Source organism: Janthinobacterium woesei, assembly GCF_051380875.1.
Classification (GTDB): domain Bacteria; phylum Pseudomonadota; class Gammaproteobacteria; order Burkholderiales; family Burkholderiaceae_D; genus Janthinobacterium.
The window spans coordinates 1-23,260 of sequence record NZ_JBNYXW010000008.1 but is presented as its reverse complement, the minus strand read 5'-3'; the positions used below and the strand labels follow the sequence as shown (position 1 = coordinate 23,260).

At 57.9% G+C, this 23,260-nt stretch carries 25 protein-coding genes; 21 read left to right on the top strand and 4 right to left on the bottom strand.

Features of this window, described 5'->3' with window-relative positions; genetic code table 11:
* The first annotated feature begins 1 nt into the window (after nucleotide 1).
* The 8 genes from ACQ4W6_RS10440 to ACQ4W6_RS10405 are packed head-to-tail and all read left to right on the top strand — an operon-like array spanning nucleotide 2 to nucleotide 6,730.
* On the top strand, nucleotides 2–325 hold the full coding sequence (locus ACQ4W6_RS10440) for a non-heme iron oxygenase ferredoxin subunit (protein WP_436567126.1): 324 nt from the start codon (nucleotides 2–4) through the stop codon (nucleotides 323–325).
* 28 nt (nucleotides 326–353) lie between these two features.
* The gene (locus ACQ4W6_RS10435; protein ID WP_436567125.1) at nucleotides 354–1,526 is read left to right on the top strand and encodes an ABC transporter substrate-binding protein; all 1,173 of its coding nucleotides are present in this window, start codon (nucleotides 354–356) and stop codon (nucleotides 1,524–1,526) included.
* Between the two features lie 11 nt (nucleotides 1,527–1,537).
* A complete protein-coding gene (locus ACQ4W6_RS10430; RefSeq protein WP_436567124.1) occupies nucleotides 1,538–2,458 on the top strand; it encodes a branched-chain amino acid ABC transporter permease in 921 nt (306 codons plus the stop codon).
* The gene (locus ACQ4W6_RS10425; RefSeq protein ID WP_436567123.1) at nucleotides 2,458–3,468 is read left to right on the top strand and encodes a branched-chain amino acid ABC transporter permease; all 1,011 of its coding nucleotides are present in this window, start codon (nucleotides 2,458–2,460) and stop codon (nucleotides 3,466–3,468) included. Before ACQ4W6_RS10430 ends, ACQ4W6_RS10425 begins: the two co-directional genes overlap by 1 nt.
* Entirely contained in the window at nucleotides 3,465–4,217 is a 753-nt protein-coding gene (locus ACQ4W6_RS10420) for an ABC transporter ATP-binding protein (protein WP_436567122.1), read from the top strand. Before ACQ4W6_RS10425 ends, ACQ4W6_RS10420 begins: the two co-directional genes overlap by 4 nt.
* Nucleotides 4,214–4,930, top strand: a complete 717-nt coding sequence (locus ACQ4W6_RS10415) for an ABC transporter ATP-binding protein (RefSeq protein WP_436567121.1) — start codon at nucleotides 4,214–4,216, stop codon at nucleotides 4,928–4,930. The genes ACQ4W6_RS10420 and ACQ4W6_RS10415 overlap by 4 nt, the downstream gene beginning before the upstream one ends.
* 1 nt (nucleotide 4,931) lies before the next feature.
* A complete protein-coding gene (gene maiA, locus ACQ4W6_RS10410; RefSeq protein WP_436567120.1) occupies nucleotides 4,932–5,585 on the top strand; it encodes a maleylacetoacetate isomerase in 654 nt (217 codons plus the stop codon).
* 53 nt (nucleotides 5,586–5,638) lie between these two features.
* Complete coding sequence (locus tag ACQ4W6_RS10405) at nucleotides 5,639–6,730, top strand: porin (RefSeq protein WP_436567119.1); 1,092 nt, start codon at nucleotides 5,639–5,641, stop codon at nucleotides 6,728–6,730.
* On the opposite strand, the gene ACQ4W6_RS10400 is transcribed toward ACQ4W6_RS10405, so the two are convergent.
* The gene (locus tag ACQ4W6_RS10400) at nucleotides 6,727–7,086 is read right to left on the bottom strand and encodes a putative quinol monooxygenase (protein WP_436567118.1); all 360 of its coding nucleotides are present in this window, start codon (nucleotides 7,084–7,086) and stop codon (nucleotides 6,727–6,729) included. The two genes, ACQ4W6_RS10405 and ACQ4W6_RS10400, sit on opposite strands and share 4 nt — an antisense overlap.
* Nucleotides 7,079–7,258, bottom strand: a complete 180-nt coding sequence (locus tag ACQ4W6_RS10395; protein ID WP_436567117.1) for a tautomerase family protein — start codon at nucleotides 7,256–7,258, stop codon at nucleotides 7,079–7,081. Before ACQ4W6_RS10395 ends, ACQ4W6_RS10400 begins: the two co-directional genes overlap by 8 nt.
* A gap of 127 nt (nucleotides 7,259–7,385) precedes the next feature.
* Here ACQ4W6_RS10395 and ACQ4W6_RS10390 point away from each other — a divergent pair, with 127 nt between their 5' ends.
* From ACQ4W6_RS10390 to ACQ4W6_RS10365, 6 genes are all read left to right on the top strand, one after another.
* Nucleotides 7,386–8,294 (top strand): LysR family transcriptional regulator, encoded by a 909-nt coding sequence (locus ACQ4W6_RS10390; protein WP_436567116.1) that lies wholly within the window; start codon nucleotides 7,386–7,388, stop codon nucleotides 8,292–8,294.
* Nucleotides 8,295–8,319: 25 nt separating this feature from the next.
* Nucleotides 8,320–9,309: an AraC family transcriptional regulator gene (locus ACQ4W6_RS10385; protein WP_436567115.1), complete on the top strand. Its 990-nt coding sequence runs from the start codon at nucleotides 8,320–8,322 to the stop codon at nucleotides 9,307–9,309.
* Nucleotides 9,310–9,435: 126 nt separating this feature from the next.
* Complete coding sequence (locus ACQ4W6_RS10380; protein WP_436567114.1) at nucleotides 9,436–9,921, top strand: hypothetical protein; 486 nt, start codon at nucleotides 9,436–9,438, stop codon at nucleotides 9,919–9,921.
* Nucleotides 9,854–11,152: a GMC family oxidoreductase gene (locus ACQ4W6_RS10375; RefSeq protein WP_436567113.1), complete on the top strand. Its 1,299-nt coding sequence runs from the start codon at nucleotides 9,854–9,856 to the stop codon at nucleotides 11,150–11,152. The genes ACQ4W6_RS10380 and ACQ4W6_RS10375 overlap by 68 nt, the downstream gene beginning before the upstream one ends.
* A 23-nt stretch (nucleotides 11,153–11,175) precedes the next feature.
* Nucleotides 11,176–12,627 (top strand): aldehyde dehydrogenase, encoded by a 1,452-nt coding sequence (locus tag ACQ4W6_RS10370; protein WP_436567112.1) that lies wholly within the window; start codon nucleotides 11,176–11,178, stop codon nucleotides 12,625–12,627.
* Between the two features lie 25 nt (nucleotides 12,628–12,652).
* The gene (locus tag ACQ4W6_RS10365; protein WP_436567111.1) at nucleotides 12,653–13,567 is read left to right on the top strand and encodes a SphA family protein; all 915 of its coding nucleotides are present in this window, start codon (nucleotides 12,653–12,655) and stop codon (nucleotides 13,565–13,567) included.
* A gap of 152 nt (nucleotides 13,568–13,719) precedes the next feature.
* Here ACQ4W6_RS10365 and ACQ4W6_RS10360 read toward each other — a convergent pair whose 3' ends face one another.
* The gene (locus tag ACQ4W6_RS10360; protein ID WP_436567110.1) at nucleotides 13,720–14,724 is read right to left on the bottom strand and encodes an alpha/beta fold hydrolase; all 1,005 of its coding nucleotides are present in this window, start codon (nucleotides 14,722–14,724) and stop codon (nucleotides 13,720–13,722) included.
* 97 nt (nucleotides 14,725–14,821) lie between these two features.
* Between ACQ4W6_RS10360 and ACQ4W6_RS10355 the strand changes: the two genes are divergently transcribed.
* Nucleotides 14,822–15,721 (top strand): LysR family transcriptional regulator, encoded by a 900-nt coding sequence (locus ACQ4W6_RS10355; RefSeq protein WP_436567109.1) that lies wholly within the window; start codon nucleotides 14,822–14,824, stop codon nucleotides 15,719–15,721.
* On the opposite strand, the gene ACQ4W6_RS10350 is transcribed toward ACQ4W6_RS10355, so the two are convergent.
* A complete protein-coding gene (locus ACQ4W6_RS10350) occupies nucleotides 15,718–16,602 on the bottom strand; it encodes a LysR family transcriptional regulator (protein ID WP_436567108.1) in 885 nt (294 codons plus the stop codon). The two genes, ACQ4W6_RS10355 and ACQ4W6_RS10350, sit on opposite strands and share 4 nt — an antisense overlap.
* Before the next feature lie 76 nt (nucleotides 16,603–16,678).
* Here ACQ4W6_RS10350 and ACQ4W6_RS10345 point away from each other — a divergent pair, with 76 nt between their 5' ends.
* The 6 genes from ACQ4W6_RS10345 (at nucleotide 16,679) to ACQ4W6_RS10320 (ending at nucleotide 22,980) form a co-directional block, all read left to right on the top strand.
* Complete coding sequence (locus ACQ4W6_RS10345; RefSeq protein WP_436567350.1) at nucleotides 16,679–17,359, top strand: dioxygenase family protein; 681 nt, start codon at nucleotides 16,679–16,681, stop codon at nucleotides 17,357–17,359.
* 148 nt (nucleotides 17,360–17,507) lie between these two features.
* Nucleotides 17,508–18,188: an alpha/beta hydrolase gene (locus tag ACQ4W6_RS10340; RefSeq protein WP_436567107.1), complete on the top strand. Its 681-nt coding sequence runs from the start codon at nucleotides 17,508–17,510 to the stop codon at nucleotides 18,186–18,188.
* Nucleotides 18,189–18,290: 102 nt separating this feature from the next.
* Nucleotides 18,291–18,746, top strand: a complete 456-nt coding sequence (locus ACQ4W6_RS10335; RefSeq protein WP_436567106.1) for a MarR family winged helix-turn-helix transcriptional regulator — start codon at nucleotides 18,291–18,293, stop codon at nucleotides 18,744–18,746.
* A 42-nt stretch (nucleotides 18,747–18,788) separates the two neighbouring features.
* Entirely contained in the window at nucleotides 18,789–20,213 is a 1,425-nt protein-coding gene (locus tag ACQ4W6_RS10330) for an efflux transporter outer membrane subunit (RefSeq protein ID WP_436567105.1), read from the top strand.
* A gap of 30 nt (nucleotides 20,214–20,243) precedes the next feature.
* Nucleotides 20,244–21,443 (top strand): HlyD family secretion protein, encoded by a 1,200-nt coding sequence (locus ACQ4W6_RS10325; RefSeq protein ID WP_436567104.1) that lies wholly within the window; start codon nucleotides 20,244–20,246, stop codon nucleotides 21,441–21,443.
* Nucleotides 21,444–21,453: 10 nt separating this feature from the next.
* A complete protein-coding gene (locus ACQ4W6_RS10320) occupies nucleotides 21,454–22,980 on the top strand; it encodes an MFS transporter (RefSeq protein WP_436567103.1) in 1,527 nt (508 codons plus the stop codon).
* Nucleotides 22,981–23,260: the final 280 nt, after the last annotated feature.

Here is a 23,260-nt window from a genome sequence, read left to right as displayed (position 1 = left end):
CATGACGACACAACTTTGGACAGACGCGGTAGCGCTCGAGGCGGTACCGGACGAGGACGTAATGGCTGCGGCGGTACTGGGACGCGAATTGGCGTTCTACGGTGTGGATGGTCAGGTTTACGTGACCGACAACATCTGTACGCACGGGCACGCCCGGCTGAGCGACGGCTTTTTGGAGGGCACGGAAATCGAATGTCCTCTGCATCAGGGCAAGTTCGACGTGTGCAGTGGCAAAGCCATGTGCGCGCCCTTGACCGTCGACATACGCACCTATCCGGTCAAGATCGAAAACGGGCGTGTGTATGTAGACCTTGGCGACATCTGAATTAATAAATAACAAACAGGAGACAAAAATGAAGACGAAAAATAGTTTGGCAACCTTGGCAATGTGTGGCATGTTGTGCGCCGCTAACAGCGCGATGGCGCAAATCAAGGTAGGGCTGATGGCGCCGCTGACCGGTAGCCAGGCGGTGGTTGGCCAGGATCAGGTCGATGGCTTCATGCTGGCCGTTGAACAGAATGGTGGCAAGTTGGGCGGTCAAACGGTACAGATGTTCAAGGAAGATGACCAGCTCAAGCCGGAAATCGGCAGCCAGGCGATACGCAAGCTGATCGACAAGGACCGCGTCGACGTGATTGTCGGCTTGAGCTTTTCCAATGTCTTGATGGCCAGCCTGAAAACCCTGACCGAATCGGGCACGGTGGCGATTTCCACCAACGCCGGTCCCTCGCCCCTGGCCGGCGTCAGCTGTGCGCCCAACGTATTTTCGGTCGCCTGGCAAAACGATGGCGCCGCCGAAAGCATGGGTAAATACATGCAGGACAAAGGCATCAAACGCGTCTACCTGATGGCACCCAACTATCAGGCCGGCAAGGACATGCTGGCCGGCTTCAAGCGCTATTTCAAGGGCGAGGTGGTGGACGAGGTCTACACGCAAGTAGGCCAGTCTGACTACTCCTCCGAAATCGCACAGTTGCAGGCCGCCAAGCCGGACGCCGTGTTCGCCTTCTATCCGGGCGGCATGGGCGTCAACTATATCCGCCAGCTGAGCCAGGCCGGCTTACTGGCCAAGCTGCCCAACTACTCTGTCTTCACGGTCGATGGCGTCACCATGCCGGCGCTGCGTGATGCGGCAGTCGGCACCACTTTCGGTGCGATGTGGGATGCTGCGCTGGATAATCCCGAAAACCGCGCTTTCGTCAAGGCCTTCAGCGCAAAGTACAAGCGCATTCCGAGCGAATATGCGGCCGCAGCATATGATGCGGGCCGGCTGCTGAATGTCGCTGTCGGCACACTGCAAGGCAAGCCGGTAGAGAAGCAGGCATTGGCTGCGGCCGTCAAGGCATCCGGCAACCAGTTCCGCTCGGTGCGCGGTCCGTTCAGCTTTAACAAAAACAATCTACCGATTCAGAACTACTACGCTTTTCAGGTCGTAAAAGAGGGCGGCGTGCCAGTGGTCAAGAATGTCGCCACGCCACTGACGCAGCACCGGGATGCATACGCAGCCCAGTGCCGCCTGCCTTAACGGAGCAGGCCATGAGTATGAGTCTGTTATTGACCCAGCTGCTGAACGGCTTGCAGCTGGGGGTGCTGCTATTCCTGCTGGCGGCGGGACTGACGCTGGTTTTCGGCATCATGAGCTTCGTGAATCTGGCGCATGGTTCGCTGTATATGCTGGGCGCGTACTTTGCCGCCAGTGCCTACAGCCACACTGAGTCGTTCGGTCTGGCTTTGCTGGCGGGCGTGGGCGGCTGCGTGGTGCTTGGTTTTGCGCTGGAACGGTTGGCGATCTCGCGGCTGTACCGGCGCGATCACTTGGACCATGTACTGGCAACCTTCGGCATGGTGCTGTTCTTTAATGAGCTGGTGCGCATCGTGTGGGGACCGCAGCCTTACTTCCTGCCAGTGCCGGCCTTCCTGGAAAGCACGGTCGATCTGCTGGGCATCAGTTATCCGTCCTACCGCTTTGCCATCATCGTGGTCGGCTTGCTGGTCGCGCTGGGTGCGCATCTGCTGATGCATAAGACTCGGCTGGGCATGCTGATACGTGCCGGTGCGGTCAATCCTGCCATGGTAGGTGCGCTCGGCGTGGATATCAAGCTGCTCAATGCCTTGCTGTTTGCACTGGGCGCAGCGCTGGCTGGATTGGCAGGGGTGATGGCCGCTCCCATCCTCTCGATCCAGTCAGGCATGGGTGAGCCGGTACTGATTAGCGCGCTGGTGGTGATCGTGATCGGCGGCATCGGCTCGATCAGCGGTGCGTTCTATGCAGCGTTGATCGTCGGTGTGGCCGATACGCTGGGCCGCGCCTTTCTGCCTTCCTTGCTGCGCGAAGTTGCCAGCCGCGAGGTGGCCAATGCGGCCGGCCCGGCCCTGGCGTCGATGCTAATTTATGTGTTAATGGCGCTGGTCCTGGCCGTCCGTCCGCAGGGCCTGTTCCCTGCAGGGAGAAGCTGATGTCCTCCGTATTACTCAAGCCAGCCACGCTGGTACCCTTGCTGCTGCTGGTGGCGCTGGCCGCTGTGCCTGTCGTGGCGCGGGTCACTGATCAGCCGTTTTATCTCGCCTTCTTTGCTCGCATTATTATTTATGCGATCGCTGCCAGCGCGCTGAACCTGGCGCTGGGCTTTGGCGGGCTGGTCAGCCTGGGGCACGCTTTGTTCCTCGGATTGGGCGCGTATAGCGTAGCGATTCCGGCATTCCATGGCATCGACAATGGCTGGGTGCATCTACTCTGCTGCGTGTTGGTGTGCGCTCTGGTGGGTTTGGTGACTGGTGCTATCAGCCTGCGCACTTCCGGCATCGGTTTTATCATGATTACGCTGGCGTTCGCTCAGATGGGCTATTTCGTATTTGTCAGCCTCAAGCAGTATGGTGGCGACGACGGTACAACGATCTCTGCTACCAGCAAGTTCTTTGGCGCCGATCTGGGGCAGGTGGGTACGGTGTATTGGGTGGCGTTAAGCCTGCTTGCGCTGGTGCTTTGGTGGATGGCGCGTTTGCGTGTGGCGCCGTTCGGCATGGTACTGCGTGGTACGCGGCAGAATCCGCGCCGCATCAATGCGATCGGCTTGCGCAGCACGCGCTACCAGCTGGCGGCGTATGTGCTGTCTGCCGTGCTATGCGGTGTCGCCGGCATGCTGCTGGCCAATCTGACGGCTTTTGCCTCGCCATCAACCTTGACGTGGATGATCTCCGGCGACTTGATCGTGATGATTGTGCTTGGCGGCATAGGCACGGTGTACGGTCCGTTGATGGGGGCGCTGGCTTTCCTTGGCCTGGAGGAAGTGTTGAAGATGACGACCGAATACTGGATGGCTGTGTTCGGCCTGGCGATTGTTCTGATAGCGGTGTTGGGCAAAGCTGGCATTGCCGGGCTTCTCGATAGCTGGGGCGCGCGGCGGCCACGCCAGCGGCAAGTAAAACAGAAGGCGCCTGCCGTGGTGACTGCAGGAGAGGAAATATGAGCGCGCTTCGCACGTCCGAGCTGGTTAAACGCTACGGTGGCATTCTGGTCACCGACAATGTTTCGTTGGACATCCGTCCGGGTGAGCTACACGCCATCATCGGCCCGAATGGTGCTGGCAAGACCACGCTGATTAATCAGCTGTCGGGCGAGCTGGCCTCGAATAGCGGCGGCATCACCTTCAACGACGAAGACGTGACGGGTTTGCGGATAGACCAGCGTGCTCGTTGTGGCTTGCTGCGTTCCTATCAGATTACCTCGATCTTCGAGCAATTCACAGTCCGCGAAAATGTCACGCTGGCGGCGCTCGGCGCGCGCGAACACGGCTTCCGTTTCTGGCGGCCGCTGCTGGGCCGCCCCGATCTGGCGCGCCAGGCAGATGACGCGCTGGCCTCTTGCGGGCTGGCCGAACACGCGCAGGCGCTCGCTGGCAATCTCGCCTACGGCCAGCGCCGCCAGCTGGAGCTGGCCATGGCATTGGCGGCGCAGCCCAAGTTCTTGCTGTTGGACGAGCCGATGGCTGGCATGAGCGTGCAGGAGTCGCAGGCGGTAGTGGCGCTGCTTGCCAGTCTCAAGGGCAAGTATTCGATCCTGCTGATCGAGCATGACATGGATGCGGTGTTCACGCTGGCCGACCGTATCACGGTGCTGGTCTACGGCAAGGTGATTTTCACCGGCACGCCAGATGAAATTCGCCATCACCCCGAAGTCAAGACTGTCTACCTCGGAGAGGAGGGTATCGAAGCATGAGCACGCTACTGAATATCGATGGCTTGCAAGCCTCCTATGGCCACGCGCAAGCCTTGTTCGGCGTGTCGATGTCGGTCGAAGCTGGCCAGGTCGTCACACTGTTGGGCCGCAATGGCATGGGCCGCTCGACCACCATCAAGTGCCTGTTTGGACTATTGGCCGCCAAGGCCGGCAGCATTGCCTTCGGCGGACAGCCACTGGCGCGTATGGCATCGCACCAGATCGCGCGACTGGGGCTGGGCCTGGTGCCTGAAGGACGCCAGATTTTCCATAACTTGACGGTGGAGGAAAACCTGGTGGCGACCGCCCGCGCTCCACGCGGCTCCAACCAGCTGGCGCCATGGACCCTGCAACGCGTATATCGCTTCTTTCCGCGACTGCAGGAACGGCGCGCCAACCTTGGCTGGCAACTGTCCGGCGGCGAGCAGCAAATGCTGGCTATTGGCCGTGCGCTGATGACCAATCCGCGCCTGCTGGTGCTGGACGAAGCGACGGAGGGCCTCGCGCCCATCATCCGCACCGAGATATGGACCGCGTTGGCGGCGCTGAAGGAGGAAGGGCTGTCGCAAATCGTCATCGACAAGAACATTGGGGCGCTGCTGAAGTTGGCGGATCGCCACTACGTACTGGAGCGGGGCACAGTGGTGTGGGACGGGAACTCACAGCAGCTGCGCGCCGAACCGCAGATTATTCATCAATACCTGGGAGTTTAAAATGGCAGAACGCGTTCTCCACAATTATTTTCGCAGCTCTTCTGCGTACCGTGTACGTATCGCCCTTAATCTGAAGGGACTGGCATATGACTACGCCTCGGTCCACCTGAACCGCAATGGCGGCGAGCAGTTCGGCGCGCCATTCGTCGCACTCAATCCGCAGCGGCTGGTGCCGGTGCTGAGCGAACAGGGCATCAATATCAGTCAATCGCTGGCCATTATCGAATACTTGGACGAACAATACCCGCAGCACCCGTTGCTGCCGGGGTCGGCGGCAGATCGTGCTTACGTTCGTCAACTGTCCCTTGCGATGGCGTGCGATATCCACCCGCTCAGCAACCTGCGTGTGCTGAAATACATCTCTGGACCGATGGGGCAGACAGACGATGCCAAGCAAGCCTGGGTCGCACACTGGACCAAGGCTGGACTCGATGCGTTGGAGCAGGAACTGGCGCGCGCACAGCGGCGCGGTCGCTTCTGCTTCGGCGATACCCCGAGCATGGCGGATTGCTGCCTGGTTCCCCAATTGTTTAATGCGCTGCGCTTCAATATCGATCTTGCACCTTATCCGACGTTACTCTCAATCGATGCCGAGTGCCAGAAACTGGAAGCATTCGCACAAGCGCACCCCGCACGCCAGCCTGACGCCGAATAAGCGACGTCGAAGTAGTACCAAAATAGTACCAAAACATAATAATGGAGACAAAAATGAAAAATTCGATACAAGGCGCAGCCGCATTGCTGGCTGTCATGGCTGCAAGCAGCGCGATGGCGCAAAGCGCGGTGACGGTTTATGGCCTGCTGGACGAAGGACTGGTCTACACCACCAACGCCAATGCAGCAGGCGACTCCATTGTGAAAATGCCGGCATTGACGGGTTCATTCCCGTCGCGTATCGGCTTTCGCGGCACCGAAGACCTGGGCGGCGGCCTGCAGGCATTATTTACGCTGGAGGCCGGCCTGCTGGTCGATACGGGTGGCCTGAGCCAGGGCAATCGCTTGTTCGGCCGTCAGGCGTCGGTAGGGTTGAAAGGAAATTTCGGTACGGTGACCATCGGTCGCCAAGTCAACATGACCTTTATGGCATTGCTGAAGTCAGATGTCATGGGACCCAATTTGTTCTCGATCAGTAGTATCGATCCCTATATTCCGAATGCGCGCAGTGACAACGCTATCGGCTACTACGGTGGTTTCAACAACGTGGTGGTAGGGGCGACTTATAGTGCCGGACGCGACAGCTCGTCGGCCGGTGGCCCGGGTGCGACCAACTGTGCGGGCGAAGTGGCGGGCAACGTGAAGGCCTGCAGGCAAGTGACCGGCTTGCTTGGGTACGAAACCCCTTCATACGGTTTCAACGTCGCATACGACATCATGTACGGCAATACCGGCGCCGCCAACGGACTCACCAGCAGCGACAACAGCGACAAACGCCTGATGCTCAATGGTTACTTCAAGACCGGGGAGGCCAAGATTGGCGGCGGCGTAATGGGTCGCACCACGCGTGCCGCCACGGGCCTGACCGAGTCCGATTTGTACTACTTGGGCGTCAGCTACCCATTGACCCCATTTGTCACCCTCGATACCCAGGTGGCGCGCCGCAATCAGAAAAGCAGCGACAACGACGCGACCATGTTGGTCGGCCGCCTGACCTACTACTTCTCGAAGCGTACCGCCGTGTACGCCGCGCTGGGACGCATGAAGAACGGCGGCACTTCTGCAGTGTCGCTGGATGCCGGCGGAACCGTGGGGGCAGGAAAGACGCAGAACGGCTTGATGAGCGGTCTGCGCCATACCTTCTAGCCGCGTGCGAAACCGTCAAACAAGGTCATGTACGTCGCGTTGAACGAGTCCAGTGCCTTGCGGGCCTGGACGTTCGGTGCGCCGTAGACAACCAGCGACTCGACGGAGACCAGCGACAGAAAACGCTCTGCATAGCCGCCGAAAGTGTGCTCGACGTGATCGACGAAAGCTTGAGAATCCCGGTAGCGTTCGTAAATGTGAACAGTACCTTGATCGTCGCTGACGGCATATTGGTAGGCAAGCGTGCCGGGTTCTTTACTGCTGGCCGCGACGATGTCGGCAACCAGATTCTTGAACGCGTCGAACTTGCCTGGCTGAACCTTCAGAGTGAACAGCCAGAACAGGTCGTCAGCCATACAGTTTGCCAGCGCCGGCCCAATCAGACGGTTTTACGTCCTCAAACACGACGTAAATGTAGCTGGCGTCAGTGCCGGTATGTTTGACGATGCTTTCGGTGATTTCGGCAGCAACCACTGCCTTGGTTTTGGCTTCCTTGCCTTCAAACCAGGTAACTCGTACGACAGGCATAATATTCTCCAGGTGAGTAAAGGTTGTAGCTTAAAGTGATTGTGGCTTCCGATAAACAGGCTCAAGATCGCCATAATGTAAACTTATTGTCTACAATGATGATCTATTTGTTGGTAATGGAGCTAGTATGATCACCATTGAGTCGCTTAGCGGTATCGCGACGTTTGTCGCTGCGGCGCGGGCGTCGAGTTTTACCGAGGCGGGAGAGCGCCTGGGGATTTCCAAGTCGGCTGTCGGCAAGGCGGTGTCGCGCCTTGAGGAGCGGTTGGGCGTAAAGTTATTCCATCGCACCACGCGCCGTCTATCGTTGACGGCAGACGGCGAGGCCTATTTCGCCGTCTGCGCGCAGGCGCTGGAAGAGATATCCGAAGCCGAGGGTAATTTGGGCAACCGCCTCATGGAGCCTGCTGGCAGGCTGAGGGTGGATATGCCGGCAGCTTTTGGCCGCAGTGTGATGATGCCGATCTTGCTGGAGGTAGGCAAGGCGTATCCAGCGTTGCAGTTGACGCTGACTTTCACTGACCACGTCATCGACCTGGTGGAGGAGGGCGTCGATCTGGCGATCCGCTTTGGGTCGCTGGAGGACTCCAGCGACCTGGTGGCCCGCAAGCTTACCAGCCATCGTTGGGTAATTTGCGCAACACCCGAATATTTGCGCAAGCATGGCACGCCACGCACGCCGGCCGATATCGCGGCGCACCGGTGTATCGTGGGATACCGGCGAGGCAGGCCGCTGGCCTGGCATCTGATTGATGATGGCGTAGCGACGCGATTTGCGCCGCCGCCGACGTATCAGATCAGTGATGGCGAGGCGATGATGGACGCGGCGTTGGCGGGCATGGGGCTATGCCAGATGCCGCTGGTGCTGTTTCGGCCGCACATCGAGGCCCTCCAGTTAGTGACGGTGCTCGATGCGTACACGACGCAAGACGTTGATGTTCATGCAGTGTGGCCACGCACTTCGCACCTGCGGCCCAAGGTGCGGCATTTGGTGGACAAGTTGTTAGCGTTGGCGCAGCAGGGGAAACTAGACTAAAAATAATTCATGGGGAGACACCGTGATGTTAGCAAGCGAAGCCGGATTAAGATTATCCGATCGGTACACCAAGGTCGCCACCCGGGATCTTGCCGAAGCGAGCCCGGCCATCGAAAAGCTGCAGGGCGCTTTTGTCGCCCGTCCCACGGCGACGCGCGCGGCAGGTGAGCAAGCAGTGCATGTGCGGGCCGCTGCCTGTGGCCATGTCGCGATCTCTACTTTCCAATTCGGGCGTTCGGTAGAGATCACCCCGCAGGGTTTGGCGGACGCAGTGCTGGTCACGACGGCGATTGCGGGCCGTGCCGGATTGGCGTCTAGCCGGGGAATATACGGTATCGAGTGCGGCGCAACTTTCGTTTCCCAGGAAGAGGATAGCCCGGTCTTCTTGTACGATCCCGATACCGAAGTATTGAAGCTGCGGTTTGAGCGCAGCCGCTTTGAAAAATTCAGCCTCAAGTTGCATGACCATATTCCCAGTGGCCGCTTGCGCTTCGATTACCCGATGTCGTCGCCGGACGCGAGCAATCGCTGGACATCTTTGTTGCGCTTCGTTGTGGCGACGCTGAACGCCTCTCCGTCAGCGATGGAAATGGCCAGCATGGAAGAGTTGCTGATGATGACGTTGTTGAGCGTCCAACCCAGCAACTATCATATAGAGCAGGTCGGCAAGACCTTCAAGGTATCACCTCGTCAGTTCAAGCAGGCAGTTGACTACATCAATCAGCACCTCGAATCTGATGTTCGGCTCAGTGACATTGCCGACGCGGCCTCCTGCAGCATCCGTTCATTGACGCGGACCTTTCAGCAAGCAAGTGACACCACGCCAATGCAGTATTTGCACGGCTTGCGTTTAAAGCGTGTTCACGCCGAACTGTTGCTTGCACAATCCCATGAAAAGACCATCGCGGATATTGCTTATTACTGGGGTTTTCGTCATTTAGGTGAGTTCAATCGAAAGTATCGCCAGGCTTTCGGCGTTACGCCATCGGAAACCCGCACGAACGCGCATTTTTGACAAAAGCTGGCCAGTATCCGTCAGAGCTGGCCACTTTCCGTAAGACGTAGATAGCCATTGCCTCTAATCTGTTTGAAGACCGGAGCCCCGTCAGAGGGCCGGACTTTAACCAGACTGGAGGAGACTATGTCGAGCAGGGATCAACAAGCGTCGCTGGAAGCAGCTTTTATCAAAGGGCGTATCGACCGGCGCGATTTCCTACGTTTCATGGGAGCTGCCGGCTTGTTCGGCGTTGGCGTAAGCGCGCTGGCGGACAATCTGGACACCATCCGCACGAATCAGGCGGAGCGTGGCAAGGCGCTGCTGGATGCCTATGACTACATTGTTTGTGGCTCGGGCAGCGCCGGTTGCGCGCTCGTCAATCGGCTTGCGGCCGATCCGAACGTGAAGATTTTGCTGATCGAGGCAGGCGACTGGGACACGGCGCCGTCGGTTTCAGATCCGCGCGTATGGTTCACCAACCTGGGCACGCCGCGTGATTGGGGCGATGTGGCTGAGCGCTCGGTGCACGTTAATAACCGCGCAATTCCTGAACACATGGGCCGTGGTCGGTGGCGGCAGCAGCATCAACGCCACCATTTGGGCGCGGCCATTCAAGAAGAACCTGGATGACTGGGTGGCGGTGACCGGCGACCAGGATTGGAGCTACGAACATGCTTTAGGCATCTATCGTCGCCTGGAAAACTGGCAGGGCAAACCGGACGCGCATTATCGCGGCCAAGGCGGCCCAGTCTGGTGCCAGCCGGCACATGATCCTGCGCCGATTGCGCCGGCCATGCTGCAGGCGTGTGCTGCACTGGGGCTGCCGGTGCTCGATGACCTGAACGGAGCGCGCGAGGAACGTGAGTCGGGCTTTGCGCTGATGAACCATATCATCAAGGATGGCCAACGCCACAGCATGGCGCAGGCCTATCTGTATCCCGTGCTGGGTCAGAAGAACGTCACATTGCTGGTCAACACGCATATTGACCGGCTGAGTCTGAGCGGCAATGAGGTGACTGGTGTGGAAATCACGCGCGATGGCAAGCCAGTAAAAGTGAAGGTTAACCGCGAAGTCATTTTGTCTACTGGGGCCATCAATACACCCAAGCTGCTGATGTTGAGCGGCATCGGCGATCAGCAAGAACTGAAACGTCATGGCATCAAGACAGTGATGCACGCGCCGGAAGTGGGGAAGAATTTCCAGGACCATATTCTGCATGGCGGATGCCTGTGGGAATCCAACTCGCCTGGTGATTTGCGCAACAGCGGTGCCGAAGTGTCCGGTTTCATGCAAAGTAATAGCCAGCGCCAGGGCGCGCCGGATCTTAATTTGGTGCAGATCGAGCTGCCTTATGCCAGTGAGGTAATCGCAAAAACCTACAACCCACCCGGCAACAGCTGGGCTTTATGCGCCGGGCTGGTGCAACCGAAAAGCCGCGGTCATATCGCGTTGCGGTCAAATAAGGTCAGTGATCGTCCGCTGGTGCATGCCAATTTCCTCAGCCACGAAGATGACATCAAGGCGCTCGCGGTGGGTATCGAAATGTGCCGCGACATTGGCAATGCGGGGCCGTTGCGGCAACTCTCCAAGCGTGAAGTCGCACCGAACAAGCAGCTCACCGGCAAGGAAATGACCGATTTCATCCGCAACGGCGCGACAACTTACTTCCACGAAAGCGGCAGCTGCCGCATGGGCAAGGACGATAGCGCTGTGGTCGATAGCAAGCTGCGCGTGAACGGCATCAAGCGATTGCGTATCGCCGATAGCTCAATCATGCCGCAAATCGTCTCCGTCGCCACGATGGCAACGTGCGTGCTGATTGGTGAGCGGATGGCCGAAATTCTGAAGGCAGAAGCCTGATTTTTACATCAAAGGAGAATAGTATGGAAACCAAACTGATTATCGATAACCAGCACGTCCCGGCTTCCGGTGGCGCTACCTATGCGCGGATTAGCCCTACGTCCGGTCAGAGTGTCACGGTGGCTGCTGCCGCTTCTGTGGATGATGCCGTCAAGGCTGCAACGTCGGCCGGCCTGGCCTTTAAAAGCTGGTCGTTGACCACCCCTACCGAACGTCGCCGCATCCTGTTGAAGGCAGCAGATGTACTGGAGGCCAAGATGCCTGAATTCATCAAGGCAATGGCGAACGAGGTCGGCGCATCGGAATTGTGGAGCGGCTTCAACGTCATGCTGGCAGCCAATCTGTTCCGCGAGGCGGCCGGACTGGCCACGCAGATCCAAGGTGAGACCATCCCCACCGATAAACCCGGCACGCTGTCGATGACGGTGCGCCAGCCGGTCGGCGTGGTGCTCAGCATCGTGCCGTGGAATGGCCCTGTCGTGTTGGCGGCGCGCGCCATTGCTTATCCTCTGGTGTGCGGTAACACCGTGGTATTGCGTGCGTCGGAAGCGAGTCCCCGCACCCATCAACTGGTGGTCGAGGCGCTGCTGGAAGCAGGTTTGCCTCCCGGCGCGCTCAATTTCCTCACTAACGCACCAGCCGACGCACCTGAAGTCATCGACGCACTGATTGCCCATCCGGCAATACGCCGCATCAACTTCACCGGCTCGACCAAGGTCGGTCGTATCATCGCGCAAAAAGCTGCGACCCAACTAAAACGCTGCCTGCTGGAGCTGGGCGGCAAGGCGCCATTGGTGGTGCTGGACGACGCCAATGTCGATGCGGCTGTGAGGGCAGCAGTGTTTGGCTCGTTCCTGTATCAGGGCCAGATCTGCATGTCCACCGAACGCCTGGTGGTGGACGCGGCGGTGGCCGACGAATTCGTGAGCAAATACGCTGCCCGCGCCAAGGAGTTGCCGGCCGGCGATCCGGCCACGACCGCAGGTTGCGTGATTGGCCCCATGGTCAGCAACGAGAACGGTGCACGCCTGAATGCACTAATCGACGATGCCGTGAGCAAGGGAGCCAAACTGGTGTGCGGCGGCCATGCAGACGGCGCCGTGATGCCAGCCACGATCCTGGACCATGTGACGCCAGAAATGCGTATTTATGACGAAGAAACCTTCGGTCCGATCACGACAGTGGTGCGAGTGCAAGGGGTGGAAGAGGCCGTTCGCGTAGCTAACGACACCGCTTACGGCTTATCTGCCGGCGTATTCGGCCACGATGTCCATCGTGCCTTGATGGTGGCCCTGCGGATAGACGCCGGTTGTGTGCATGTGAATGGGGCGACTGTACAAAACGAGGCGCAATCGCCGTATGGCGGGATGAAACACAGCGGCTACGGCAAGTTCGACGGCCGCGCCGTGATCGACGAATTCACCGACCTCAAGTGGATCACCATCGAACCGGAAAATCAGCAATACCCATTCTGATAAAAAGAACAGAGGAGACAACAGCATGAACAACAATCAGAGTGCGAGTGCGCTGCTGCATGCGGCGGTGATCGCTGGCGCCGCCCTGTGTGGACAAGCGGCTGCCACCGAAGGCGGGGGCAGCATCTATCCTAATGGCGTCGAGAACTTCCTGGTCGGCGCCATGCCACCGCCCGGGTTCTATCCGCTGGTGTATGCGACCAGCTATCATGCAACCGAGCTGCGCGATGATCGTGGCAACGACATCGCTGCAGCCATCGGAGGCTTTAAAGCGGATGTCGCCGGGGTCATCCCGCGCTTCATCTGGGTGACTGGTCAAAAGGTACTGGGTGGCCAACTTGCCGTGCATGCGATTGTTCCGTTGCTGAATGTGGACGTGCGGGTGGGGGCCAACCGTAGCCGCAACACCGGCATCGGCGATATCAATCTGGCGGCGGCGCTGGGTTACCATGTATCACCTGAACTGCATTATGTGGTGGCACTCGAAACCAACGCTCCTACAGGTCGATATGATCGGAGTGACGTTGCTAATATTGGCCGCAATTACTGGAATATCGAACCGTTGATTGCCGTATCTTACATCCAGCCTAAAGGGCTGAATGCGGATATTAAATTGATGTACGATTACAATTTCCGCAACAATGATACCGACTACAAATCCGGCCAGGAGCTGCACGCGGACTACGCCTTGGGTTGGGGGCTGGGCAAAGGCTTCGTTGCAGGAGTGAGCGGCTACATCTACCGTCAAATAACGGATGACAAGGTGGCTGGCCACGCGGTGGCAGGCGGCAATCGTGGGCGTGCTTTTGCCATCGGCCCGTCGCTGCGCTACCAGAACGACAAGGGTTGGATGTTCACCGCGAAATATGAAAAGCAGTATGACGTGCGTAACCGTTCGTCTGGGGGCGCTTTCTGGATCAAGACCCTCATTGCGCTGTAAGCTTCCGCCGTCCTCACAGCTGGCAGCGACGCTTTTCGCTGCCAGCTGCACGCTTACTTGGACTGCTGCTTGTTGAATGAGCAATTAATTCGCTAATATGAAGGATCTGGCCTGGCATCAGGAGGGGCTATGAATAGACATATGAATTCCGATCAGTTTGGTTTGTTGAGGAAGGCCGATAAGTCAGCCGTAAATTTCAATGGATTTTTGAAGGCGAGGAAGTGGTCGCCTTGTTCCTCGGCCGTGTACACATGCAGCTCGCTGTTCGCAATGACGGAGTGGATCCAACGCTGCCCCCTCAGTGAATCGCTGTAGACGCCGGTGAAGATGGCGGTCGGCACGTCCACACGCTTGCTGATGACGTCGCGCCAGTCATTGGTGACGTGGTCAAACATGACGCGCTTCAAATCATCGATGTTGTTTTTCACGACGGCTTGCGCGAAGCTCTCCGAATTCTGGAAGTACGGCGAGTCCATCAGCGTGGCGCGTTGGAACGCCTGGCTGTTGACGATCATCTTATTCGGCGCCTTGTCGGAAGTGAACGAGTCGATCATGCGTTCCGCATCGCTGGTGATGGCGCCGGCGTCCTCGCGTTCCTTTTCGGTCCAGTCGGCGTGGCTGTAAATCGATGGCGGCTCGTCGATGAACACCACCTTGTTGATGCTTTTGGTGCCATAGAGGTCGATGTAGCTCCATAGCACCGAAGCGCCCATGGACCAGCCGCAGTAATCGGCTTTTTTCAGGCCGAGATGGTCATTCAGTTCCTTTAAGTCGGTGGCGAAGCGCGAGATGCGCGAGCCGTAGTCGACATGCTGCGATAGCCCCTGATTACGCGGGTCCAGTACATAAACGTGGTACTGCTTGCTGAGTAAGTACATGACGTTGAAATACTCGGCGCCGTTGGCCGACCAACCGGGAATGAAGACCAACGGTTTGCCTTTACCGGCTTCCCAGTACGCCAGCTTGACACCGTCGCTGGTCGTGAAGTGATTGATCTGCAAATCCTTGAAGTCCGACAGCTTGGACGGCAAGCCCTCGATCTTGTTAGGGAAAGTGAAGTCCTTGCCTAGTACTGTGACGGCTGGGGCTGCGCTGGCAAGAACGCTACAGAGCAGCAGGCTGAGGCCGCCAACGGCCAGACGGAAAAGATGTCGCATATTTATGATTTTAAGTGTGTGAAGCCCCCAGTCTGAACTCTAAACGAGAAGAGATAAATATCGAATAAAATTGGTCACTTGAAATGGGGTGTTTCTAATGGATAGATTGTTGAGCATGGCGGTGTTTGCCAAGGCAGTGGAACTGGGTTCCTTTTCGTCTGCCGCCGAGGTGTTTCGCATGTCGCCACAACTGGTCGGCAAGCATGTGCATATGCTGGAGCAGCACCTGGGAGTACGTCTGCTCAACCGCACGACGCGACGGCAGCGTCTCACTGAGATCGGCGCCAGCTATTACGCGAAAGTGAAGCTGATTCTGTCGGAAGTGGAGTCCGCCGAAGGTTTGGCAGCAGAAAGCAAGGCCAGGCCCAGCGGGCGCTTACGCATCAACGCTCCGGTCAGCTTCGGCATTCATGCGCTGATGCCGCGCCTGACCGAGTACATGGACACCTATCCGGAGGTACAAGTCGAAGTGTCGCTGGTCAACCGCTATGTCGACGCGCTGGAGGAGGGGGCAGACGCAGTGTTTCGCGTTGGCGAATTGCCCGACAGCAGCCGCATTGCGCGTCGCTTGGCACCATACCGGCTGATCCTGTGCGCCGCGCCGGGCTATCTGAAGGCGCACGCGCCGATCAAATCACCATTGGACCTGGTCAGTCATGAATGTCTGGGATTCGCCTACACGGAGTTGCGCACACACTGGAGTTTTGACGGACCGGAAGGGTTGATGACTGTACCCGTTACAGACCGTTTGATGATCGACAGCGGCGAGGCGCTGTTGATGGCCGCGCGTGCCGGCATGGGGCTGTTGCTGCAGCCTGCTGAACTGGTCGAGCCGGAAATCGATGCTGGCCGGTTGGTGCGCGTGCTGCCAAAGTATCACCCACCGACCCGGCCGCTCCATCTGCTGTATGCGCCGGATCGGCAGATGATCCCCAAACTGCGCAGTTTCATTGAATTTGCTGTCGCCGCGTTTGGTACGCGCAAGGGCTCAGGTTAGCTCTCCTGCGCAGCGGCCAGAAAGTCCACAAAGGTGCGCACCTTGGCCGACAGATGTTTGCGGCTGGGGTAGACCGCGTATACGCCGAGTTCCGCCGATTGCCATCCCGGCAGCAGCTGTATCAGGCGACCAGCCGCAAGGTCCTCATCGACAATAAAGTGTGGTTGGAACAGGATGCCGGCGCCACTCAATGCCGCCAGCCGAATGATGTCACCGTTGTCTGCGCGAATGGGGCCGCTTATCGGAACGATCAGAGAGCCATCTGGCGTTTCAAAGCGCCAGTCGGAGCCGCTACCTGTCAGTGTATAGCCAAGGCAAGCATGCCGCTTCAGTTCTTCAGGGTTTTGCGGCGCGCCGTGTTGCGCCACGTAGGCAGGACTGGCACAAACAATACTGCGTACGCCACCGATCTTGCGGGCGATGAGATCTGACTGGGCCATCGCGCCGATGCGGATCGCCAAATCGAACCCATCTTCGATCAGGTCCACCTTCCGATCGCTCAGCGAGATATCGAGTTGCACCTGCGGGTAGGCTCGCGCGTAATCACCAATGAGGGATGCCAGGCGATGCTGCCCATAGGAAAGCGGGATCGTCACCCTCAACACACCTTGAGGCATGCGCGTCATTTGGCCAGCTACCTGCTCGGCTTCTTCCACATCATGCATGATCTGCGTACTGCGCTCATAGAACTCGCGGCCGGTCTCGGTCAGGCTCAAGCGGCGGGTGGTGCGGTTCAGTAGCCGTGTACCCAAGTGTTCTTCGAGTTTCTGAATTTGCTTCGAGGCCATCGCCCTGGAAATCTCCAGCTTCTCGGCGGCCGCCGCAAAACTGCCACCATCAACCACCGCAACATACATTCGCATAGAAGAAAACAGATCCATAGCCTACCATTGTCAATCAAATAGAAATAGTCTAGTCACTGTGCGACCATTTATCAACCTTTTAAACCCGTTTAAGATGGCCCCATCTTTTCAATCGAGGTGCACCATGTCTCCGCTACCCACCATTTTTGTCTCCCACGGATCGCCCATGCTGGCATTGCAGGATAGTCCTGCACGACGCTTCCTGCAGGGCTTGGCCGAGAGCCTGCCGCGGCCGAAAGCCATCGTCGTATTTTCTGCGCACTGGGAAACCATCGGAGCGCCTGAGGTATCGCTGGCCGAGCAGCCCGCCACGATTCACGATTTTGGCGGCTTTCCTAAAGCTTTGTTCGATATTCAATACCATGCCGCCGGCGCGCCTGAAATCGCTGAACAGGCCGCGGCATTGTTCGAGGCGGCCGGCATTCCCGTTGGTCGCAGCGCGCAGCGCGGGTTGGACCACGGTTGCTGGGTCCCGTTGAGCCTGATTTATCCTGAGGCCGAGGTCCCAGTGATGCAGATTTCGCTGGTGCGTGGTGCCGGTGCTGCGGCGCATGAAATGCTGGGTCGGGCGCTGGCGCAATTGCGTCACGAGGGCGTGCTGGTGATTGGTTCTGGCTCGCTGACGCATAACTTGTATGAGTTCCGTGGCCAGGCGGTTGATGCGCCGGCGCCAGCTTGGGTTCGAGAATTCGAAGTATGGATGCGCGAGCGGCTGGAAGCGGGCGATCACGATGCTCTGCTTGACTACCGGAAGCGCGCACCGTCGGCCGTATAAAATCATCCGAGTGAGGAACATTTGCTACCGCTATTTGTCGCGATGGGCGCGGCCGGCTCCGGCGCCAAGGCGCAACTGCTGCACTCCAGCATAGAACACGGTGTGCTGGCGATGGACGCGTACGCATTTAACTAAGAAAGGAATCAAGATGACGGACAAACTGAACGAAACGCTGATCGAGCCTATATCCGGATTAACCTATCGGGTGCGTCCCGGTGAAAGCGGGGAGGGCAAGGCGCCATGTCTGATTTTGCTGCACGGCGTAGGCGCTAATGAGCTTGGTTTTATCGAGATGGCGAAGCATTTGGACCCACGCCTGACGGTGGTGCTGGCACGTGGGCCGCTGGAATTCGGGGTGATGCAGTTTGGCTGGTTCCAGGTGCATTTCACCAATAGTGGACCCTCCATCAATCCAATGCAAGCCAACCAGGCGCGCCAGAAACTACTGAGCTTTATCGGGCAGCTGCCGCAACAGCATGAGATCGATCCGGCGCGTATCTGGATCGCCGGTTTTAGCCAAGGTGGCATTATGAGCGCCAGCGTTGGCCTGACGGCGCCGGAAAAGATCGTCGGCTTTGGTCTTTTCAGTGGCAGGATAATGCCGGAAGTGCTGCCTTTGGTCCAGCCTGGACCAGCATTGCAGAAGGTGCGGGCTTTCGTCAGCCACGGCGTGCAGGATGACAAACTGGGCATTCACTTCGCCCGCAACGCCAAGCAAGTGCTCGACGGCTATAAAGTGCCGCTGCAATACCATGAGTATCAGGCCAGCCACACGCTGAACGTGGCCATGGTGGATGATTTCAAACTGTGGCTGGCGCCTCAAATTTAATTTGAAACCTCATCCAACTCTAACGCGGCTTAGTTGGATTGATTGTTTACTTGAAAGTATTTGCCTAAGCAAGTAATATTCGCTTTATCCATAGGAGTGAGTATGCAGCAGGGTGGCGAAATTGGTATTGATTATCTGATCAGCGGAGGCTTGGGTAGCATGATCAATTCTCTGCGCAACGTCATATTCGCTACGCTTGAGACGGAACTGGCGTCGTTGGAGCTAACTTCGGCCCAGTTCATTGTTGTCATTGCAGCCATGCGGGGCCGTGCGCGCACTGTCAATGAGTTCTGCGCCTTTGCCGGTATTGAAGCGGGGCCGATGTCCCGCCTATTGGACCGCCTGGAGGCAAAAGGCATTGTCCGGCGCGTGCGCGATGACATTGACCGCCGGCAGGTACTGGTCGAGCTTACTGAGAAAGGGCATCATTTGTCGCCCCAGATCATGCCGCTGATCGCCAAGGTCTACACACGTTTTCTCACTGACTTTTCGGTCGACGAAGCTTTACTGTTGCAGTCGCTGTTGCAGCGCCTGTTGGACAACGCCGACAAACCCTGATTTTTTTTGCCTTTATATTTGCCTAAGCAAAGAGTTGTTTATATGAAATTTTTCTACAGGTGCAGCTTATCACTGGGCTTTATGTTGCTCATGGCTGGCTGTGCCGCCCCGGACCTGGGACCGCTCGCCAAGCTGCATGGCGCAGATGAACTTCAGGCCAAGGCAAGCATGGGCAAGTTGACACTGTCTCCGGTGGCCTGGCCCACCGAAAAATGGTGGGAGCGCTATGGCGATCTTCAGTTGAATACCTTGATGGAAGAGGCGCTTAAGCGCAGTCCATCGCTGAAAATGGCGCAGGCGCGCGTGCGCCAGGCAGAAGCAATTGCCGGCCGCGCGGAAGCGGCCAGAGCGCCACAGACGGGATTTGCCGATAGAAATAATCGCCAGTTGTTCAGCGGCCACGGCACCACGCCACCGCCGGTCGCGGGGCAATGGAAGTGGGTCAATGAGGCGACGCTGAATGGCGCCTACGAGTTCGACTTCTGGGGCAAGAATCAATCGGCGATTGAGGCGGCGGTGGGCATGACGCATGCGGTTGAAGTGGATGCTTATGCCTCCCGGTTGGTGCTTGTCACCAATATATTGCGCAGCTACGTACGCCTGCAGACGGCGCATCAGCAGCTCGACATTGCCACCGCTACATTGAAGCAACGGCAGCGAATTCTGGAGCTGATTCAGCAGCGGGTGCGCGCGCGCATTGATTCGGCGGTCGACCTAAAGCAGGCAGAGTCGCTGGTCCCAACGGCCAAGGTACAGATTGCGCAAATTAACGAATCGATAGAACTAAGCAAGGCCGAGCTGGGAGCTTTGTCAGGCCAGGGCCCGGATCGCGGCATGGCATTGATGCGTCCTACGATGCATGAAGCGCGTGGAACGTTACTGCCGAGCGCCCTTCCAGCGGAGCTGATCGGTCGTCGGCCAGATATTGTCGCACAGCGTTGGCGCGTTGAGGCTGCAAGCAAGGAGATCATCAATGCGAAAGCGCAGTTCTATCCCAACATCAGTCTGACTGCATTGATAGGGATGCAGAGCCTGGGGTTCCCTAATTTTAATGATGCGGCCAGCCGTATCACCGGGATCGGGCCGGCGCTCAGCCTGCCTATCTTCGACGGTGGCCGGTTGAAAAGTAACCTGGCCGGCAGGAATGCCGAATACGACTACGCCGTTGAACAATACAACGCTACCGTGATTGACGCGGTACGCGATGTGGTGAGCCAACTGGTATCACTACGCGGTATTGAGGAGCAGCGCGCCATGCAGCAGGAAGCGGTGACTGCCGCTGATGAAGCCTACGGCCTGGCGCTGCAACGATATCGCAGTGGCGTCGGTAATTACCTGCAGGTATTGGCGGCCGAATTGCAAAAGCTGGCCAGCGAGCGCCAGCAATCCGACCTTGATATGCGAGCTATCGAACTGGACATCGGCCTGGCACGCTCGCTCGGCGGCGGCTTTGCTCCGCAGAACTGAATCTGGAATGACTTTGAGAAAGATTTTTGAATGAATGCACACCCAACTCAAGCTGCTGGGGCAACTCAACATGCGTCCAGCGAAAAGCGCCGACGTACCTTGCTGACCCTCGCCATGATTGGCGCGCTCGTGGTCGGTGGCGGCTATGCGCTCTACTGGTCGCACGTGACGCAGCAGGAGGAAACAACGGAGGATGCCTATGTTGAAGGCAACATCGTTCAGGTCACCTCCCAAGTTGCCGGTACGGTGGTTGCCATCGGCGCCGATAATACCGATCGCGTTAGCGCTGGCCAGTCGTTGGTCAGGCTCAATCCGCTTGATGCGCAATTGGCGCTGGAACGTAGCGAGGCGATGCTCGCCAAGACCGTACGGCAGGTTCGGAGCCAATACGCGGTGGCGTCCCAGATGCGCGCGATTGTGGAGCTGCGGCGCTCTGAACTGAGAAAGGTACAGGCCGACATGGATCGCCGTAGTGGACTGCTGCACTCTGGCGCGGTGTCAGGTGAGGATCTGGAGCATGCCAGCGAGGCCGTCAGTACAGCCTCAGCGGCATTGAAATCGGCCGAGCAGCAGTATGCTGCGAATCAAGCATATGTGGACGGCACCACTGTGGCGACCCACCCCGACGTGTTGAGTGTTTCGGCCCAGGTTAAGGATGCCTACATCGGTGCAGCTCGCGCCGTGGTGCCTGCGCCAGTGGGGGGCATTGTGGCCCGGCGCAATGTCCAGGTGGGACAGCGTGTGGCGGCAGGGGTATCGATGATGTCGATTATTCCGTTGGAAAGCCTGTGGGTGACGGCCAACTTCAAGGAATCTCAGTTGCGCTATATTCACACCGGTCAGCCAGTCATAATGACGGCCGATGCTTACGGCCGCCAAGTCAAGTATCGGGGTAAAGTGATTGGCCAGGAGGCTGGCACTGGTAGTGCTTTTTCCTTGATGCCGGCGCAGAATGCCACTGGAAACTGGATCAAAGTAGTACAGCGGCTGCCGGTACGCATTGCCCTGGATCCGAATGAAGTGCGCAAAAATCCGCTACAGCTGGGTTTGTCGATGCGGGTAAGTATCGATACCAGCAAGCGCGATGGCACGCCGTTCGCGTTGGCCGGCAATCCCGCTCATGCTTATGAAACGGAGGTGTTTGCTCAAGAGGGAAAAGACGCGGCGGCACTCGTTACGCGGATCATCGCCATGAACATGGCCGGTAGTTCGGTCGCTAGCGCGAACTAGGGGTGCGATCATGCAGAATATGCCGCGCTATCCGCAGTTGCTGCTGTTTACCATCTTTACGCTGACGGCGATTGAGTATTTACAGAGCGGGATGATCGCTTTTGGCGCTGGTCCCATCATGGGCGAGATCGGTGCGGCTCCCGAGGAGTTTAGCCTGATCAGCGCCGTCTATGCGTGCGTCGCAATCGCGGCGATCGCCAAACAGCGGTGGTTTGCCGAGCGCTTGGGCTGGCGCCGGTTTGTTGTGTTGTCTCTGGCCTTTTTCATGGTCGGCGCAGCGGTGTGTGCGCAGTCCACTACCTATCTCCAATTCATGGCTGGCCGGATCTGCATGGCAATCGGTGGCGGTACCCTGATGACGTCTGCGCGCGTGCTGGTGAATTTGTTTCCACCGAGCCCATCGCGTTTCACCGGTATCCGGTATTTCGCCACCGCCCTGGCGGTCGGCAGTGCCAGCGCGCCGTTGCTGTCTTCGCTGGCCATTTCACATGACAGCTGGCGTTGGATTTTCGGCATTTTGATGGTACTGGCTGCCATCGCGGCACTACTATCATTGGTCTGTCTGCCGGTAGAAACGCCGGCGCGAGAATTGCATACCGAATCCCATCCGGTTTTATTGATGGTACTGATCGTAGCCACCTTCGTCGTGCTATATGCCCTGCAGCGGTCCTACTACGATTTTTACGGCGACTTTACGATGCTGGCCTCTGCCGGTGTATTGGGGCTGATGGCGTTGGTGTACTTTCTCCACGCCATGCATGCACATAAACGTACCTTGCTCGACATTCGTAGTTTGCATAACAAGCGTTACTGGAGTGGCGTGGCGCTTTTTACTGGCTGCTATGCGCTGATGGCGGCAACCAACTACATGTTGCCTGCCCTGTTGCAGCGCGGTTTGGGCTTTCCGTGGGCGGTGATCGGCCGGGTGCAAGCCACAGGCCTTGCGGCAACTGTACTGACCTGGATGGTCATGGCGATTATTCTGCCCAAAAAACCAGCGGCCAAAAAATACTATCTGCTTGGTTTCACCGCCTTGGCAATTTTTGGCTGGCGTATCGCCAACTTCAGTCCTAGCGCTAATCTATGGACCGACTTCGTTCCAGCGCTCGCTGCCTATGGCGTGTTTGTAATGCTGGTATTGGCAACGACCGCCATGCATACGTTCCGTGAGGTACAGCATCACGAAACAGTATTTTCACATGCTCAGCAGGTAAAGAATATGCTGGCGCAATTCGGCGCTAGCCTGGGCATCTCACTCGCGACGTTGGGATTGCAAACTCGCACAGCAATGCACTACTCTGCAATGAACACGCACTTCGTCGCGGGTGATCCACTGTATGAACAGTCCCTGCGCCAGCTGAGTGAGGCGTATGCGCTGACGGGCTCGGCCCAATCCGCCGCGCTGGCCTCCGCTGGACTGGCACAGTCGCTCACGCAGCAGGTGACTTTGCTGGCGACGCTGGACTATTTCTGGATCGTTGCCGCCGTTGGTATTGTCGGCGCGGCCGTGATGTTGGTGCAGCGCGTACTTAAATAGTCAGCTCAGTCGCACTTCAGGGCGAATGCATGAACGGTCAGGCTTTCAAAGGGTTGTGCTTGTGCAGGGAAACCGATGTTTATTCTTGAACATTGGCAACTTGCTCAAGCAAGTCATGTGTGTGATTGGGTGTATCGGTGTCATTTGGCTAGCAGTACCTTGATTGGTGAGCGACAATTATCTTGGCCGGTAGACGACAACTATCTTGGCCGGTTTATCACCTGAAACCGGTCCGGTGCGGAAGCGAGGTTTACAGTTGTTTCATTCAGCATGGAGCTGG

Excerpts from the sequence above, each read along its gene's own strand:
- ACQ4W6_RS10335 (WP_436567106.1), top strand. The coding sequence starts at position 18,291 with ATGCAGCAGGGTGGCGAAATTGGTATTGATTATCTGATCAGCGGAGGC.
- ACQ4W6_RS10320 (WP_436567103.1), top strand. The coding sequence starts at position 21,454 with ATGCAGAATATGCCGCGCTATCCGCAGTTGCTGCTGTTTACCATCTTT.
- ACQ4W6_RS10430 (WP_436567124.1), top strand. The coding sequence starts at position 1,538 with ATGAGTATGAGTCTGTTATTGACCCAGCTGCTGAACGGCTTGCAGCTG.
- ACQ4W6_RS10390 (WP_436567116.1), top strand. The coding sequence starts at position 7,386 with ATGATCACCATTGAGTCGCTTAGCGGTATCGCGACGTTTGTCGCTGCG.
- ACQ4W6_RS10435 (WP_436567125.1), top strand. The coding sequence starts at position 354 with ATGAAGACGAAAAATAGTTTGGCAACCTTGGCAATGTGTGGCATGTTG.
- ACQ4W6_RS10330 (WP_436567105.1), top strand. The coding sequence starts at position 18,789 with ATGAAATTTTTCTACAGGTGCAGCTTATCACTGGGCTTTATGTTGCTC.
- ACQ4W6_RS10350 (WP_436567108.1), bottom strand. The coding sequence starts at position 16,602 with ATGGATCTGTTTTCTTCTATGCGAATGTATGTTGCGGTGGTTGATGGT.
- ACQ4W6_RS10340 (WP_436567107.1), top strand. The coding sequence starts at position 17,508 with ATGACGGACAAACTGAACGAAACGCTGATCGAGCCTATATCCGGATTA.
- ACQ4W6_RS10395 (WP_436567117.1), bottom strand. The coding sequence starts at position 7,258 with ATGCCTGTCGTACGAGTTACCTGGTTTGAAGGCAAGGAAGCCAAAACC.
- ACQ4W6_RS10360 (WP_436567110.1), bottom strand. The coding sequence starts at position 14,724 with ATGCGACATCTTTTCCGTCTGGCCGTTGGCGGCCTCAGCCTGCTGCTC.
- ACQ4W6_RS10325 (WP_436567104.1), top strand. The coding sequence starts at position 20,244 with ATGAATGCACACCCAACTCAAGCTGCTGGGGCAACTCAACATGCGTCC.
- ACQ4W6_RS10380 (WP_436567114.1), top strand. The coding sequence starts at position 9,436 with ATGTCGAGCAGGGATCAACAAGCGTCGCTGGAAGCAGCTTTTATCAAA.
- ACQ4W6_RS10385 (WP_436567115.1), top strand. The coding sequence starts at position 8,320 with ATGTTAGCAAGCGAAGCCGGATTAAGATTATCCGATCGGTACACCAAG.
- ACQ4W6_RS10440 (WP_436567126.1), top strand. The coding sequence starts at position 2 with ATGACGACACAACTTTGGACAGACGCGGTAGCGCTCGAGGCGGTACCG.
- ACQ4W6_RS10345 (WP_436567350.1), top strand. The coding sequence starts at position 16,679 with ATGGCCCCATCTTTTCAATCGAGGTGCACCATGTCTCCGCTACCCACC.
- ACQ4W6_RS10415 (WP_436567121.1), top strand. The coding sequence starts at position 4,214 with ATGAGCACGCTACTGAATATCGATGGCTTGCAAGCCTCCTATGGCCAC.
- ACQ4W6_RS10355 (WP_436567109.1), top strand. The coding sequence starts at position 14,822 with ATGGATAGATTGTTGAGCATGGCGGTGTTTGCCAAGGCAGTGGAACTG.
- ACQ4W6_RS10400 (WP_436567118.1), bottom strand. The coding sequence starts at position 7,086 with ATGGCTGACGACCTGTTCTGGCTGTTCACTCTGAAGGTTCAGCCAGGC.
- ACQ4W6_RS10370 (WP_436567112.1), top strand. The coding sequence starts at position 11,176 with ATGGAAACCAAACTGATTATCGATAACCAGCACGTCCCGGCTTCCGGT.
- ACQ4W6_RS10420 (WP_436567122.1), top strand. The coding sequence starts at position 3,465 with ATGAGCGCGCTTCGCACGTCCGAGCTGGTTAAACGCTACGGTGGCATT.
- ACQ4W6_RS10365 (WP_436567111.1), top strand. The coding sequence starts at position 12,653 with ATGAACAACAATCAGAGTGCGAGTGCGCTGCTGCATGCGGCGGTGATC.
- ACQ4W6_RS10425 (WP_436567123.1), top strand. The coding sequence starts at position 2,458 with ATGTCCTCCGTATTACTCAAGCCAGCCACGCTGGTACCCTTGCTGCTG.
- ACQ4W6_RS10405 (WP_436567119.1), top strand. The coding sequence starts at position 5,639 with ATGAAAAATTCGATACAAGGCGCAGCCGCATTGCTGGCTGTCATGGCT.
- maiA (WP_436567120.1), top strand. The coding sequence starts at position 4,932 with ATGGCAGAACGCGTTCTCCACAATTATTTTCGCAGCTCTTCTGCGTAC.